At 70.7% G+C, this 15,711-nt stretch carries 3 protein-coding genes; all 3 read right to left on the reverse strand.

Features of this window, described 5'->3' with window-relative positions:
* Position 1 precedes the first annotated feature (1 nt).
* From AC07OX_RS04320 to AC07OX_RS04330, 3 genes are read right to left on the reverse strand one after another with little or no spacing between them, the layout of a single operon-like run.
* Positions 2-799, reverse strand: coding sequence for an efflux RND transporter periplasmic adaptor subunit (locus AC07OX_RS04320; RefSeq protein ID WP_495259987.1), 798 nt, complete (start codon positions 797-799; stop codon positions 2-4).
* A gap of 14 nt (positions 800-813) precedes the next feature.
* Positions 814-2,739 (reverse strand): TolC family protein, encoded by a 1,926-nt coding sequence (locus tag AC07OX_RS04325; RefSeq protein WP_495259988.1) that lies wholly within the window; start codon positions 2,737-2,739, stop codon positions 814-816.
* A 34-nt stretch (positions 2,740-2,773) separates the two neighbouring features.
* Positions 2,774-15,016 carry a cadherin-like domain-containing protein gene (locus AC07OX_RS04330; RefSeq protein ID WP_495259989.1) on the reverse strand — a complete coding sequence of 4,081 codons (12,243 nt, stop codon included), beginning with the start codon at positions 15,014-15,016 and terminating at the stop codon, positions 2,774-2,776.
* Positions 15,017-15,711 lie beyond the last annotated feature (695 nt).

The following is a 15,711-nucleotide window of genomic DNA, read 5'->3' on the forward strand; positions in this document are numbered from 1 at the left end:
CTCATCCCCTGCCGACCGGCGCGCGCACCTGCCCGCTCATGCCCGGCAGCACCTGGCCGGCCGCATCGCCCGCGAGCTCGGCCTCGATCTCGATGGTCTGGCTCACCGCGTCCACGCGGCCCGACACGCGCGTGACCTTCAACACCAACGCAGCGCCGGTCTCGTCGACCGTGGCGTCCAGGCGCTGGCCGGTCTTCAGCCACGCGAGCCATTGCGAGGGCACGTTCATGCGCGCCTTCAATGGGCCATTGCCGACCAGCTCGACCACCGGCGCGCCGGGGTTCACGCCCTGCCCCACCTTCACATGCACGCGCGCCACCTTGCCGGCGAACGGCGCCACGAAATTGCACTGCGCGATCTGCGCATCGAAGATGCGGACCTGGCTCTGCGCCTTGTTCACGTTGGCCGCCGCCAGCTCGACCTCGATCTCGGCCGCCGACTGCAGACCCTGCAGCTTCAGCTTGCCCACGTACTGCACCTTGGCGGCCTCGTGCTCGGCCCGCGCGGCGGCGCGGCGCGCCTGGATCTCGTCGCATTCGTAGGCGGCCAGCACCTGGCCCGCGCGCACTGTGTCGCCCAGGCTCACCGGCACCTTCGCGAACCGGCCCGGTGCCGAGGCCGAGAGCACGCTTTCCTGCGCGGCCACGACGAGAAAACGCACCGGCGCCAGGTTGCCCGGCGCACCCGCCGGGGCGGCGCGCGGCGCGGGTGCCGGCTGGGCGCCGGCCTGCAGGGCACCGCCCAGGGCGCAGGCCAGGAGCACGCCGATGCGAAGCGCGGAGAAGGACGACGGTTTCAAGGGCGGGCTCGCTTTCACTTCTGCGTCACCGTGGCGCCCGTGCGCGCGAGGCGCCGCACATCCGTGATCACCGACAGCGTCGCCGCCTCGGCGAAGGCGCTCACGGCACTCTCCGTGGTCACGGCCGGCACGTAGCTCGCGTAGTTCTGCGACAGCAGCTCGCGCCCGCCCGGCTCGGCCAGCGTGAGCCGCCACTGGGCGCGCGTGGTGCCGCGCTGCTGCGGCACGTTGCGCTGGAAGGCCAGCGTGAGCACGAGCGCATCGGCCGACCCCGAGGCCACCAGCTCGTTGCGCGTGACGATGCGCTCGACCGCGCCGCGCACCGCCGCTTCGCTCACGCCCGCTGGCAGGTCGCGCACGCGCACGGTCACCGGCCGGTTGCGCACCGGGATCAGCGCCGCCTCGAGGAACACCGCCTTCTCGCCCTCGGCCATGCTCTGCTCGATGGCCTTGGCGACGGTCTTGATGTCGGTGCTGGCCACCGTGGCCGGCATCAGGTCGATGCCGACCGAGTTGAGCACCCGGCCGTACGAGGTCTGCGTGGCCGCATAAGCCGTGGCCAGCTGGAAGCGCGACACCAGCGCGCGCGCATCGACGCGCAGCGCCTCGAGTTCGCTCTCGAGCTGGTTGCTCGCGCCGGCACGCGCCACGCTGGCCATGCGCTGATCGACGCGGCTGGATTCGGCGGCCAGTTCCTGGTCAACCACCGCCAGCTTGTAGCGCTCGGCCGACACGCGCACCTGCGTGACCACCGCCATGGTCAGCGCCAGGCGGCGGGCTTCGTCGGTCTTCTTGCGCGCGTCGTTGGTGCGGTTGATGGCCGGGATGGCCGCCAGCCGGAACAGGTCCATCGACAGGCTCACGCCCGCGTCGCTCCAGTTGCTGTTGTAGAGGAAGGAGTTGGAGTCGTAGCGCGCCCCGGCGTACAGGTTCAGGCTGGGGAACAGCGAGGCGATCTGCTTCTTGGTCTCGGCGATGCCGATGCGCGCCTTGTAGTCTTCCTCGCGCAGCTCCGCGCGGTTTTCCAGCGCGGCGACCTCCAGCTTGTCGATGTCCAGCGTGACCGGTGCGCGCCCGTCCTGTGGCCCTTCGACCAGCGTGAAGTCGACGCCCGGCGGCAGGCTCATGAGTGCGGCCAGCTCGCGCTTGGCGAACTGCATCTCCTGGCGCTTGGCGTTGACCAGCGACATTGCGTCGAGCAGCGCGCGCTGGTAGGCCAGGCCCTGCGCGGGCGGCAGCACGCCGGCGCGCTCGGCCTCGCGCGACTTCTTCAACGCGTCCTCGATGCGCACAGCCAGCCGGTCGGCATCGCCGATGAGCTGCTGCGCGCCGATGGCACGCCAGTAGGCGCTGCGCACGTCCTGCGCGATGTTCTGCAGGATCTTGCGGCGGCGCTCTTCCGAGATGTTGACCTCGTCGGCCGCCTGCTTGGCGCGGAAGTAGCTGATGCCGAAGTCCAGCGCGTTCCACGACAGCGTGGCGCGGCCGTAGTAGTGCGAGCGCTGCTCCGAGGTCGAGGGCCGCAGGCTCACCACGCGGTCCTCGATGCCGATGCTGGTGCCGCCCGAGTCGTTGCTGCGGTCGTTGTAGCCGGCGTCGGCCACCAGCTTGGGCAGCATGTCGGCGGCCGACACGTCGAGCAGGCCGCGCGCCAGGGCCGACTCCATGAGCTTCAGGCGGTAGTCGGCGTTGTACTTGAGCGCGCGCGCCAGCACCTCGGAATACGTCATGGGCGTGGCGACCGCGGCCTGGTCCTTGTAGAGCTGCTTCTGGTCGTGGCGCACGCGCACCACGATCTCGTCGCGCGTGAGCTGCACCGGCGTCATGCTGCAGCCGGCCAGCATCAGCGCGGCCGCGGCAGCGGTCCACGACAGGGGGAAACGGAAGGTCGACGCGGGTTGCTTGTGAATGTCGGTCATGGTGCTCGATGGGTAGGACATGGTTCGATGGCTCCGGCGTTTTTCTCTGCGTCGATCAGCTCGTGGGCACGCGCACGGTGGGCGTGGCGCGCTGCGGATGCCGCAGCAGCTCGCGCACCGCGTCGCGCTCCGCGGCGGCCGCGGCCACGCGGCTGGAGAACGAGCGCGCCGTGTCGGCGGCCACCGGCGCGGCGGCACCGGCCGCCGGCACCGCATCGGCCTGCGCGGGCTCGGTGGACGGATGCGCCGCATCGGCACGCGGCACCACGATGCGCCCGCCTTCGCGCGCCGGCGCCTCCTGCGGCGCTTGCTGCTGCGGCGCCGAGAAGCTGTCGAAGTCGCCGAACAGCGGGCTCGCGCCGTCGACCAGCTTGCCGGCCGTGACGCCGCGCAGCGCGAGCGTCTGCTCCACGTCGCGCACCATGCGCAGCGAGAAGGCCACGCCGTCGCGGCTCACGTGCTCGGCGTAGTCCACGCCCTGCGGCTCGCCCCACAGGTCGGTGGGACGGTCCTCGCCGAAGAGGCGGTCGCCGCCCAGCGCGCGCGCGGCGATCGCGCCCGACAAGCTCTGGCTCAGGCGCTGCGATTCCTGCACCGCGATCTGCACGAACAGCGCCGGTGTCATCGACTGGTCGATGCGGCGGCTGGGGTCGCCGAAGTCCGCCGGGAACACCTGGTCACCCGTGAGCGGCCGGTGCTGCGAGGTGCCGTTGATGGTGACGACCAGCTTCGCCGTGCTGGTGCTGCCGTCGGCGTCGGTGATGACGTAGTCGAACACCTCGGTCAGCGTCTGGCCGTCGCCCAGCGAGGCCACGCGCACATTGCTGGCGTTCACCGAATAGCTGTAGCTGCCGTCGGCGTTCAGGCGCAGGTTGCCGTAGCGGCCCGCCGTCGATCCGCCGATGGTGCCGGCCACGCCCTCGAAAGAGACGCCCGTGACCGGCGTCGGCGTGCCGTCCGCGCCCAGGCGGTCGGCCACGTCGTTCGCGCCCATGCCGCTGCCGCCGAACACGTTGCCGGTGGCCGTGGCGCCGGGGCGCGTGGTGCCGATGGCGGTGGCGTCGTTGCGTGCCGTGGGCACGTCGTCGATCACCAGCACGCGCAGCGTGCCCTGCGTGGTGTCGCCGTCGCGGTCGGTCACCTGCAGCGCGATGTCGTCGGTGACCTGCCCGCCCGCATGGCTCTGCGCGGCGCCCAGCACGTAGGTGTAGCGCACGGTGCCCGTGGCCGCATCGAAGCCGGTGAGCGTGATGCGCCCGCGGTCGGTGGCGATGGTGACCGGGCTGGTGCCGAGCGCGGCCAGCTGCGCCGGCGTGAGCGTGGTGCCGTGCACCGCGATGCTGCCCAGGCCATCGGGCGCGGTGACGAAGAAGCTGCCCGAGACGGTCTCGCTCGCGTCGCCCGGCTCGACCAGGCCGCGCTCGTACACGGTGGCCTGCCCTGCCGTGTCGGGGCCGTTGTTGTCGCCGATCACCAGCGTCACGCCGTCGTTGGCGCCGTGGATGGTGAGGGTCAGCGTGGCGGTGCTGGTGTCGCCGTCCGCGTCGGTGATCGTGTAGCTCACCACCTCGGTCAGCGTGTCGCCCACGACCAGCGCCTGCACGCGCGGGTCGGCGTTGTTCAGCGTGTAGGTGTAGCTGCCGTCGGCGTTCAGCACGATGCGGCCGTAGGTGGTGGTGATCGGCACGCCCACCGTGCCGGCCACGCCGCCGAAGCTCACGCCCGTCACCGGCACGCCGTTGGCGTCGTCGGCGCCGACGATGTCGTTGGCCTTCACGTCGCCGCCCACCGTGTTCGGCGCGCCGTCCTCGGTGATGGCGTTGGTGTCGTTCACGGCCTCGGGCACGTCGTCCACGATGCGCACGGTGAGCGTGCCCGTGGCCGTGTCGCCGCCGGCGTCGGTCACCACCAGCGCGATGTCTTCCGTGCTCTCGGTCGCGTTCGGCTGCGCCACCTGCCCGTCCAGCGTGTAGGTGTAGGCCAGTTCGCCCGTCGTCGGCACGCCACCCACCGAACTGGTGGGCGTGAAGCCGGTGAGCACCAGCGTGCCGCGCGGCGTGTCGATGGTGACCGGCGTCGTGCCCAGGTTCGCCAGCTCGGCCAGCGTCAGCGTGCGCCCGCCCACGGTGACGCTGCGCATGCCGTCGCTCGCCGAGACCACGATCGTGCCGGTGGTGCGCTCGCGGGTGTCGGGGCCGGCCGGGCCGTCGACCAGCCCGCGCTCGTGCACCTCGGCCTGTCCCGTGGCCGCGCCGTTGCCGTCCACCGCGCCGATGGCCGGGTCGCCGTCCAGCCGGCCGTGGATGGTGATCGTCAGCGTGGCGGTGCTGGTGTCGCCGTCGGCGTCGGTGATCGTGTAGCGCACCGTCTCGGTCAGCTGCTCGTTGGTCTTGAGCGCGTTGACGGCGGCGTTGTCGTTGTCCAGCGTGTAGGTGTAGCTGCCGTCGGCGTTCAGCACGATGGCGCCGTACGTGGTCGTGAGCGACACGCCCACCGTGCCGGCCGCGCCGCCGAAGCTCACGCCCGTCACCGGCACGCCGTTGCCGTTGTCCGCGCCGTCGCGGTCGTTGGCCTTCACGTTGCCGCTCACCGTGTCGGGCACCGCGTCCTCGGTGATGGCGGCCGTGTCGTCGGTGGCCTGCGGCGTGTCGTTGACGATGAGCACGGTGAGCGTGCCGTTCGCCACGTCGCCGTCGCGGTCGGTCACCGACAGCGCGATCTGCTCGGTCACCTCGGTCAGCACGCCGCCGGAGCGATGGCTCTGCGGGGCGCCCAGCGTGTAGGTGTAGCTGACCGCGCCGCCGGTCACGATGCCGTTGGGCAGCGTGGTGCCGCTGAAGCCCGTCAGCTGGATCTGCCCGTCGGGCGTGGTGATCGTGACCGGCGCGCCCGGCGTGAGCGCCTGCAGCTGCGCCAGCGTCACCACCGTGCCGCCGACGTTGATGCTGGCCACGCCGTCCGGCGCGGTGATGTTGAAGCTGCTGGCGGCGCGCTCGCCCGTGTCGGTGATGCTCACCAGGCCCGACTCGAACACCGTGACCTGCCCGGTCGCCGCGCCGTTGGCATCGGTGACGGCGATGCCCGGCAGGTCGTTGGCGCCGCGGATGGTGATCGTGAGCGTGGCGGTGCTGGTGTCGCCGTCGGCATCGGTGATCGTGTAGCGCACCTGCTCGGTCAGCGTCTCGCCCACCGACAGCGCCTGCACGCGCGCGTCGGTGTTGTTCAGCGTGTAGGTGTAGCTGCCGTCGGCGTTCAGCACGATGGCGCCGTAGGTCGTGGTGATCGACGCACCCACCGTGCCGGCCGCGCCGCCGAAGCTCACGCCCGTCACCGGCGCCACGTTGCGGTCGTCCGCGCCGATGGTGTCGTTGGTCGCCACGTTGCCCGACACCGTGTTCGGCGCGGCGTCTTCGGTGATGGCGGCCGTGTCGTCGGTGGCCTGCGGCACGTCGTCCACGATGCGCACGGTGAGCGTGCCCGTGGCCGTGGCGCCGCCGGCGTCGGTCACCTGCAGGTCGATGGCTTCCGTGCTCTCGGTCGCGTTCGGCTGCGACACCTGCGCGCGCAGCGTGTAGGTGTAGGCCAGGTTGCCCGCCGTCGGCACGCCGCCCACCGAGGTGGTGGCCGTGAAGCCCGTCAGCGTGATCGTGCCCAGCGGCGTCGTGATGACGACCGGCGTGGTGCCCAGGTTGGCCAGCTCGGCCAGCGTCAGCGTGCGGTTGCCCACGGTGACGGTCTGCAGGCCGTCGGCCGCCGACACCGTGACGACGCCGCTGCCGTTCTCGCGTGCATCGGGACCGCCCGGGCCGTCGACCAGGCCGCGCTCGTAGACCTCGGTCTGGCCCGTGGCCGCGCCGTTGCCGTCCAACGGCACGATCTCGGGGCTGGCGTCGGTGCGGCCGTGGATGGTGATCGTCAGCGTGGTGGTCGAGGTGTCGCCGTCGGCATCGGTGAGGGTGTAGCTCACCGTGTCCGTGAGCGTCTCGCCGTCCTTCAGCGCGTTGACGCGCGGGTCGCTGTTGTTCAGCGTGTAGCTGTAGGTTCCGTTCGCGTTCAGCACGATGCTGCCGTATTCCATGCCCAGCGCGCTGCCCACCGTGCCTGCGTTGCCGCCGAAGCTCACGCCGGTCACCGGCACGGCCGTGTCCGCGCCCTCGCGGTCGTTGGTCTTCACGTTGCCGCTCACGGGGTTCGGCGCGGTGTCTTCGGTGACACTGTTGGTGTCGGGGTTCGCGGTGGGCACGTCGTTCACGATCAGCACCGTGAGCGTGCCGCTGGCCACGTCGCCGTCGCGGTCGGTCACGCTCAGCGCCACCGCCTCGGTCACTTCGCCCGCGCTGTGGTTCTGCGCCGAGGTCAGCGTGTAGGTGTAGCTGACCGTGCCGCCGGTCACGACGCCGTTGGACAGCGTGGTGCCGCTGAAGCCCGTGAGGCGGATCTGGCCGTCGGGCGTGGTGATCGTGATCGGTGCGCCCGGCGTGAGGGCCTGCAGCTGCGCCAGCGTCACCATCGTGCCGCCCACGTTGATGCTCGCCACGCCGTCGGCCGCCGCGATATTGAAGCCGGCGCCCGCTGTCTCGCTCGTGTCGCCCACGCTCGTCAGGCCCGACTCGTGCACCGTCACCTGGCCGGTCGCGTTGCCGTTGGCGTCGGTCACCGTGATGCCCGGCACGTCGTTGCTGGCGCCGCGGATCGTGATGGTGATCTGCGCGGTGTCGGTGCCGCCCGCGCCGTCGGAGATGGCGTAGGTGAACAGGTCGGTGAGCGTCTCGCCGGCGATCAGCGCCTGCACGCGCGGGTCGGTGTTGTCCAGCGTGTAGGTGTAGCTGCCGTCGGCGTTCAGCACGATGCTGCCGTGGGTGCCAGTCAGCGGGCTGCCCAGCGTGCCGGCCGTGCCGGCGCCGGCCTCGGGGCCGGTGCGGATGCTGGTGACCGTGAGCGTGGTGCTGTCTGGGTCGTGGTCGGCCTCGCCTGGAATGCGCCCGCTGATGACGTTACTGCCCACCGAGGGCGTGTCTTCGTCGATGCTGTGCGTGTCGTCGACCGCGGTCGGCGGGTCGTTCACGGCGGTGATCGTGAGCGTGCCGGTGAGCACGTTGCTGTTCAGCGGCTGCGGGCCGCCCGCGTTGCCGCCGGGCTGCACGTTGTTGCCGTCGTTGAGCACGATGGAGTAGACGCGCTCGTTGTCGGTGCCGAACGCCGTCGGGTTGTCGCTGCTGCTGCGGTAGGACAGCTGGTCGAGCACCGCCCGCACCTCCGCCACGGTGGTGTCGGCGTCGAACTGCACCACCAGCGGCGCGCCGTTGCCGCCCGAGACGGTGACGCCCGGGGGCAGCGCGCCGTTGACGAACAGCTGGTCGCCCGGCTGGTAGCCGTCCAGGCTCACGGTGAGCGAACCCGCGCCGAACACGCCAGCGGCCAGGCCGGGCGTGGTCGCCAGGTCGAGGTCGCCGACTGTGCCGCCGCTGACCAGCGCCACGGGCGGAATGCTGACGCCGGTGCCGGTCTGGTTGTTCTCCACCGCGGTCGCGCCGGTGGTGCCGCCGATCACCGGTGCGTCGTTGCGCGGCGCGATGCTGGTCGACACGTTGCGCAGCACCGACCACTGGCTGGTGGCGTCGTTGACGATGGCGCTGATGTCGCCGCTGCCCGCCGCCACCGGCGCATCGGACACGCGCACGACCAGCCCGCCGGGCGTGCCGTTGAAGTCGGCCGCCGGCACGAAGCGCAGCTGCGCGCTGGTGGGCAGCAGCAAGGCGCTGGTGTCGGAGGCGCCCGTCGGCACGGCGAGCCAGTCGGTGCCGTTCAGGCTGTACTCCCACGCGCCCTGCGCGGCGTTGGCGTTGTTGCCCACGATGGCGATGCCGCCGAACGAGGTCGATGCATCGCCGCCGCCGCTGATGGCCGTCTGGTTGTCGGTCGCGTCGCCGTAGCCGTCGCCCAGCAGCGTGTCGACGCGCACGCCGGCACCCGTCACGTCCTCGACGCCGGCGGGCACGGTCGCATCGGTCGCCGTCGGCCGGTCGTTCACGTTGATCACCGTGGTGCCGAGCACGATGGTGCCGGCGCTGTAGACGGTGGTGCCGCCATTGCGGGCACCGGACGTGTCGACCTGGCTGCCCGAGGTGGGGTCGGCGGTGGCGCTGTCGTTGTTGGTGTCGGTCTCGACCAGCCGCACGGTCAGCGTGGTGGGCGTGCCGTGGAAGTTGGCGGCCGGCACGAAGCGCAGCTGCGCGTCGGCCGCCAGCACCAGGGCCGTGCCGTCGGTGCGTGCGCCGACGGGAATCCAGGTGGTGCCGTTGTCCAGCGAGTACTGCCAGGCCCCTTGCGCGGGGTCCGGGACGTGGCCCGTGATCGCGACGCCGAAGAAGGTGTCGGACGAACTGCCGCCGGTGCCACCGTTGCCGCTGTTGTCGATCAGGTCGGCGCCGTCGTCGAAGTGCGAGCCGAACAGGGTGCCCACGGGGGTGCCGGCCGCGTTGTTGCCCACGTCTTCGGTGACGTTCGGCAGCGTCTGGGTGGTGCCGCCCACCACCACCGGCGCGTCGTTGACCGGCGCCACCGTGAAGACGAAGGTGCGCGTGGTGACCAGGCGGTTGCCGACCCCGTCCGCGTAGGCGAAGGTGCCGGTCGTGCTGTTGTCGCCGGGCGCCAGGACGCCCGGACGCCCGCCGGTGTGGCCCTCGTCGTTGACCACCACGGTCACGGTGAAGGTGCCGTTCCAGTCGGCCGGCAGCGCGGCGCCGGGGGCGTCGGGCAGCGCGATCGAGATGGCGTTGATGCGGCTGTTGATCTGCGCCAGTGTGCCGGTGATGGTGATGCTGGCGCCGCCCAACGGGCCGACCGTGCCGCCGCTGCCGCCCACGCCGTTGATGACGAAGCCCGGGGGCACCGACACCGTGGCTGTCAGCACGTCGGTGGCGGCCGCGTCCTGGTCGGTGACCGTGAGGCCGGTCAGCGTGACGCTGCCGTTGCCCTCGTCCACCGTCGGGTTGCCGGCCGCGATGTGGGCCGGGTCGTTGATCGACGACGGGAACAGCGTGCGGTAGGCCGAGGCCACGTTGGCCGTCAGCCCCGCGGGGATCAGCGCGTAGGGGTTGACGTTGGTGGTGGGCACCGCCACCGTGCCGCCGTTCGCGTTGTTGTTCTGGCCGCCGTTGGCGCCGCCCGCCAGCGCGCCGCTGCTGTTCTCGCGCAGGCGGTCGTCCACGATGACCTGCACGCGGTAGGCCTGGTCGGTGTTGGCCAGGCTGCCGCCCAGCGCCACCTGCAGGCCATCGAGGTAGGCCTGCACCTGCGCGCGCGTGCCGCGGATGACGAGTGCGCTGCCGGTGCCGTCGTAGGTGCTGTCGATGGTCACGCCCGAGCCGGCTGCATTGCTCGAGGTGATGGTGATGGCGTCGCTGCCGCCGTCCGTGTACTGCGCCGCGCCCAGCGGCGCGCCCGTGCCGTTGGTGATGCGCACGGTGACCTGCAGGAAATCGGCTTCGCCGGGCGCGATGCCGCCGCCGTCGCCGTCGATGTCCAGGTCGCGCACGACAAAGCCCGGCACGGCCGACGGCGTGCTGCCGCCCGTCAGGTACAGCGGCGTGTTCGGGTTGGTGCCCGGCGTGAGCCCGGCCGTCGGCGCGTCGTTGACCGCCACGATGGTCAGCGCCATCGTCATGTCGGGCGGGTTGTTCGACACGCTGCCGCCGCCGGTGTCGCCGCCGATCTGCGAACCGGTGTCGTCGAAGGAGACGGTGAGCGTCACGTCGCCGGCGTCGGCGCCGTTGAGGTCGTGGTTGACGTGGGTGGCGCTGCGGTAGGTCAGGCCCGTGGCGGCGCCGCTGGTGATCAGCTCCTGGATGTCACTGGCGCGCCCGGCGAGCGTGAGCGCGCCGGTGTTGTCGCCGGCGATGGTCACGACGCGCCCGCTGGGCAGCGTGAAGCTCGTCTGCCCGCCGGTGCCGCCGATGCCCAGCGTGCCGTTGGGCACGGTCAGTCGCAGCGTGATGGGCGTGCCGAAGGCGGCCGACTCGGGGTCGGACACCACGAAGCCCGCGCCGATGTAGGTCGGCTGGTCTTCGTAGACCGTGTGCGCGGGCGGCACGACCAGCACGCCCGGGTCGTTCTCGCTCGACGCGCGCACCAGCACCGAGGCGGCCGCGATGTTGCCCGTGATGTCGCCGGTGGTGGGCACCGTGTCGGCGTACCAGTCGTACTCGGTGGTCGGGATCGTGATGTTCGGCCCGCCCGGAACGCTCGGCTCGTTCTGCGGGCCGCCGTTGGCGCCGGGCTGCAGCACGCCGGTGGCGGTGTCGCGCAGGCGGTCGTCGACGATCACCTGCAGCCGATAGGCCTGGTCGCGGTCGGTGTCGAAGGTCAGTGTCAGGCCGGCGAGCGCGGCGTTCACCTGGGCGCGCGTGCCGCGCAGCGTGAGGAAGTCGCCGCTGCCGTTCTTGTCGGCGTCGACGGTCACGCCGCCCATCGAGGTCGAGCCGATGGTGGCGCCCGCGTAGGCCGCGGCATTCAGCGGGTTGCCGTTGGCGTCCAGCAGCCGCACCGTCACCTGGACGAAGTCGGTCTCGCCCTGGATCACCGCGTCCAGGTCGGTGTCGCCGACGTTGAAGCCGGGCACGGGGTTGTGCGCCGGGTTGCTGCTGTCGATGTCGATCGGCCCGGCCGGTGCGGTCACCGTGGGCGCGTCGTTCAGCGGCGTGACGTAGATCCAGAACTGGCCGCCGGTCTGTTCCTTGTCGCCGTCGCTCAGCGTGAAGGTGAAGCGGTCGCTCGGCGGATCGCCGTTGGCTTCGGTGTGGCCGTCGGATTCGTCGCCCGAATTGAAATAGTAGATGCGCCCGGCGTTCACATCGGCCTGCGTGAACGAGGAGCCCACACCCAGCGCCACGAAGTTGACGCCGTCGGTCGAGTACATGATGCGCCCGTGCGTGGTGACGGAGGTGATCGTGTACTGCAGCTGCGTGAGCGTGCTGTCGGGGTCGAAGGCCCTGAGCATGCCCGGCGTGATCTGGCCGCGCCCGCCCTCGGCCACGGTCAGCGGCTGGTTGGCGGTGCCGGGCGGGTCGGGCTGCGTCGGGTCGGGCGCGATCACCGGCGCGTCGTTGACGTTGGTGATCTGGATGCCGACGGTGACGGGGTTCGACGCGGCGCCCCAGCGGTCCACGGCATGCACGTTGAACTGGGTGGTGCGCACCTCGGAGCCGTCGCTCACGAAGCGCAGGCCCGTGGTGCCGGCACTGCCGGTGATGAGCGAGGCGTCGATGCGCTGCCCCACGGCCACGGCCACCCAGGCGGCGCCGTTCCAGTACTGCAGCTGGCCGCCGGTGGGCAGGCTGTCGAACTCGAACTGCATCGCGCCCGGCCCGCTGCCGGCGTTGTTGAAGGCGTAGTTCGGGTCGCCGTTCAGCAGCGTGGCCGAGCCTTCGAGGTAGCTTTCGCTCGCGGCATCGTCGGCATCGACGACGCGGATCTGCCCGGTCGTGAGGTAGGCGGTCTCGCCTTCGCGGATGACCGTGTTCGACGAACCGGTGGCCACGGGCACGTCGTTGACCGGCGTGATGAAGAACGAGAAGCTGGTGTTCCAGACGTTGCGCACGCCGCCGACGGCGACGCCGGCCGTCACCGAGAGCGACACGGCCGATTCGAAGTCTTCCACGTCGCCGTCGTGCTGGAAGCGGATGCGCCCGGCGTTCAGGTCTTCCTGCGTGAAGGTCTCGTAGGTGTCGATGTCGACCCAGGCCGCGCCGTCGAAGCGCTGCAGCACGCCGTTGCGCACGGGCCCCGTGGTGCCGGTGTAGTCGGTGACCGTGTAGATCACCTGCGACGGCGGCACGCCTTCGACCACGTAGCTCAGGCCCGGCACGGTGTTGAAGTCGGAGCCGGTGCCGCCCAGCACCACCGAGCCGCCTTCGCTGAGCGTGCCGCGCGTGGCGCCGTTCTGGTCGGTGCCCGCGTGGTTGGAGCCCGAGGTGGTGACGGTGCCGTCGATGGTCTGCAGCGGATCGCCGTTGCCCGCCGGGGTTTCGACGAGGTTGATCGTGAACTCGTAGGTCTTCAGCGTGCCGTCGGGGTTGCGGTCGGCGCCCTCGCGGATCACGGTGTTGCCGTTGGCGTCCCAGGTCGGCCCGAGCGTGTTGTCGACCACCTGGAAGCTGAAGGTGTCGGTGTCGCCCGCCGCCGCGCCCTGCGTCTGCACGTACTGCACGCGGCCCGAACGCACGTCTTCCATGGTGAAGGTGCCGCCCGGCGGCAGGATCTTTCCGTCGAGCAACAGGTAGCCCTGGTTCAGGCCGTTCATCGAGGTGACGGCAAAGGTCAGGTTGTCGTCGCTCGAATCGACGTCGGTCGCGCCGAGCATGCCGGGCGTGAGCGTCACGGTGTAGCCGCCGCCCGCCGGGTCCACGGTCGCCTCGAGCGTGCTGCCGGGGTCGAGCACCGGGTCGTCGTTGGCCGGACGCACGTTGATGGCGATGGTGCCCGAGGTGGACGACGGCGTGCCCGTGCCGCCGCCGGCGTCGCTCACCGTGACGCCGAAGCCGTCGGTGAACGGGTAGCTCTGCCCGTTGTTGTCGCGCTGGCCGTTGTTGCCGTAGGTGAGGCCGCCGCGGTCGTCGTAGCCGAACACGAAGCCGGCATCGATGTCGGCCTGCGTGATGGCGCGGTTGGTGACGTTCTGGGGCACGCCGCCGATCAGCACCGTGCCGGTGAAGTACAGCGTGCCGTCGGTGGGCAGGCTGGTCAGCCGCACCGTGAGGTCGCCGCTGGCATCGTCGCCGCCGCCGTCGGCGACGATGAAGTTGCCCACGACCGAGGCCGGGTTGCCGCCGGGGTCGATGGCGTTGGGTGGCTGCCCTTCGAACACGCTGCCCCCGCCCGAGACCACCGGCGGCTGGTTCAGCGGCGTGACGTTCAGTGTGATGGTGGCGTGGTCGGAGCCGGCCAGCGGCGTGGCGCCGTCGTTGACCACGATGACGAAGCTGTCGTCCAGGTTCTGGTCCGCGCCGGTGGCCGTGTGCACATAGGCGACGCGGCCCGCGAGCACGTCGGCCTGCGTGAAGACCGAGCCCACGCCGATGCGTTCGCCGTTGAGCGTGAGGTAGCCGTGCGTGGTGTTGGTCGCGATGCCGTAGACGATCTGGCCGGTGTTCTGCGAGCCGACCGTCACCTCGGGGTCGACGGCGTCGAGCGTGGTGCCGGTCAGCAGCGTGGTGCCGCCCTCGGAGACCGTCTGCGCCGCGTCGGCCACCGTGGTCGGGTCGTTCGACGGCGTGATCGTCACGTCGAGCGCGCGGTTGGCGGTGAGCGCCGGCGTTTCCGAATCGGTGATCGACACCAGGATGCGCGTGGTGGCCGTGGCGTTGCCCAATTCGGTGTCGGCGGCGGTGAACACCAGCTGGTTGATCCAGGCGTTGGCATCGGCCACGCTGCCGACGAAGCGGTAGCCGCCGGGCACGGTGGTGACGCCGCTCATGCTGGCGCTGGACAGCGCGCCCAGCGCGGGGTTCTCGACGGTCACGTCGACCGTGACGTTGCCCGCGCCGTCGTCGGTGAGCGTCCAGCCGCTGAGCGTGGCGCGGTCGGCGCCCGGCGCGTTGAGCGAGCTGGGTTCGCTGACCGTGAGGCGCGGCGTGGTCGTCGACACGGTGGGCGCGGCCAGCAGGCCGTCGTAGTCGGCGGCGGCGAAGGCGCGCGACTCGATGAGGCCCGTCGCGACTTCGAGCGACCAGTCGCCCTGGCGCGAGGCGGCGCCGGTGGCGTCGCTCGACGCCGCCACGTCGGCGCCCGTGGCGCGACCCAGGGCCTGCACGAAGCGTTGCCCGTCGGCGCCCACGTCGCACCCGTAGAGCAGGATGTCGCCGTTCGCGCCCAGGCTCGCGCCGATCGCCTGCCAGGCGCCGGCCGAGCGCGCCAGGCCGGCGACGTCGAGGGTTTCGTTGCCCAGCGTGATCTCGCCCGCGCTGCCGTGGCTGAGGATGTGCAGCGCCGTGAGGCCGCTGCGCCCCTCGAGCGCCTGGCGCAGCTGTTCGACGCCGGACGAGCCGGTGTCCAGCAGGATCAGGCCGGCGCCCTGCGGCACCGAGGCTGCGAGCTGCTGCCAATTGGCAACGTTCTTGTCGACGACGTAGACCTCGCTGGACGAGGCCGGGGCCGGGCCGGGCGCGGATCGCGCGTCCGCTTCGGGCGTGCTTTCGCGCCCATGCGGCACGGCAACGGGTGCCGCCGCGTCCGCGGCATGCGGCGCATCCCCGTGCGGGCCCTGCGGCGCGTCCGCCGGTGCCGCCGCGGCGGCCTCCACAAAAGCGGCGCCATCAAATAGCTGCCGGCTTTCCAGCGCAAATCGATGAGCGCGTGGGCGAAGGAATTGGGGCGATTGAGACCTTGGCATGGCTCAAAGTGTGACGACAAATATGCAAATGTGTCCACTATTAACGTTCTATCTTTTCGAGCCAATACCGTCAAAAAATCGCAAAAACAACGGCTTCCTTTGCTTTTCCCATCAATTTGAAATTAATTGTTACCCGCTCATAGTGAGCCATTCGCCGGCTCATATGTGAGGCATATCCATCGCCGTACTCCTCTCCGCACAAGGCGATCCTCCCTCGACAGCAAGGCGATCGAAGCCTTTGCAAATTTCGCGCGATTTAATTACCCGATTTATTTCCGATTTTCAACTACGGGATTCCGTAGAAAATCGGGGTGGGAATTCCCTATTCCTTGATGACAAAGAACTCGGTCGTCATGAATGGCGCACCAACGCCTCAATTCATCGCAGCCGATTCACAACTGAAAGAGCATGTGCATGCCATCCTGCAATGAGAACCTTTGCCATAAGAATTAATTGATGCAATGCACAAGCCAAGGGTCCGGCGGCAATTCGATCGACCGGGAACCGGGCCACATCCGGCCATGTCCCGCCGGCTGCCGCGCACCGCGAGGAGCGGGTCTGCGGCACGGGGTTGTAACCATGTGCGTGACCGCTGAAGAGGCACG

Source organism: Variovorax sp. GW821-FHT09D07, from assembly GCF_059416345.1.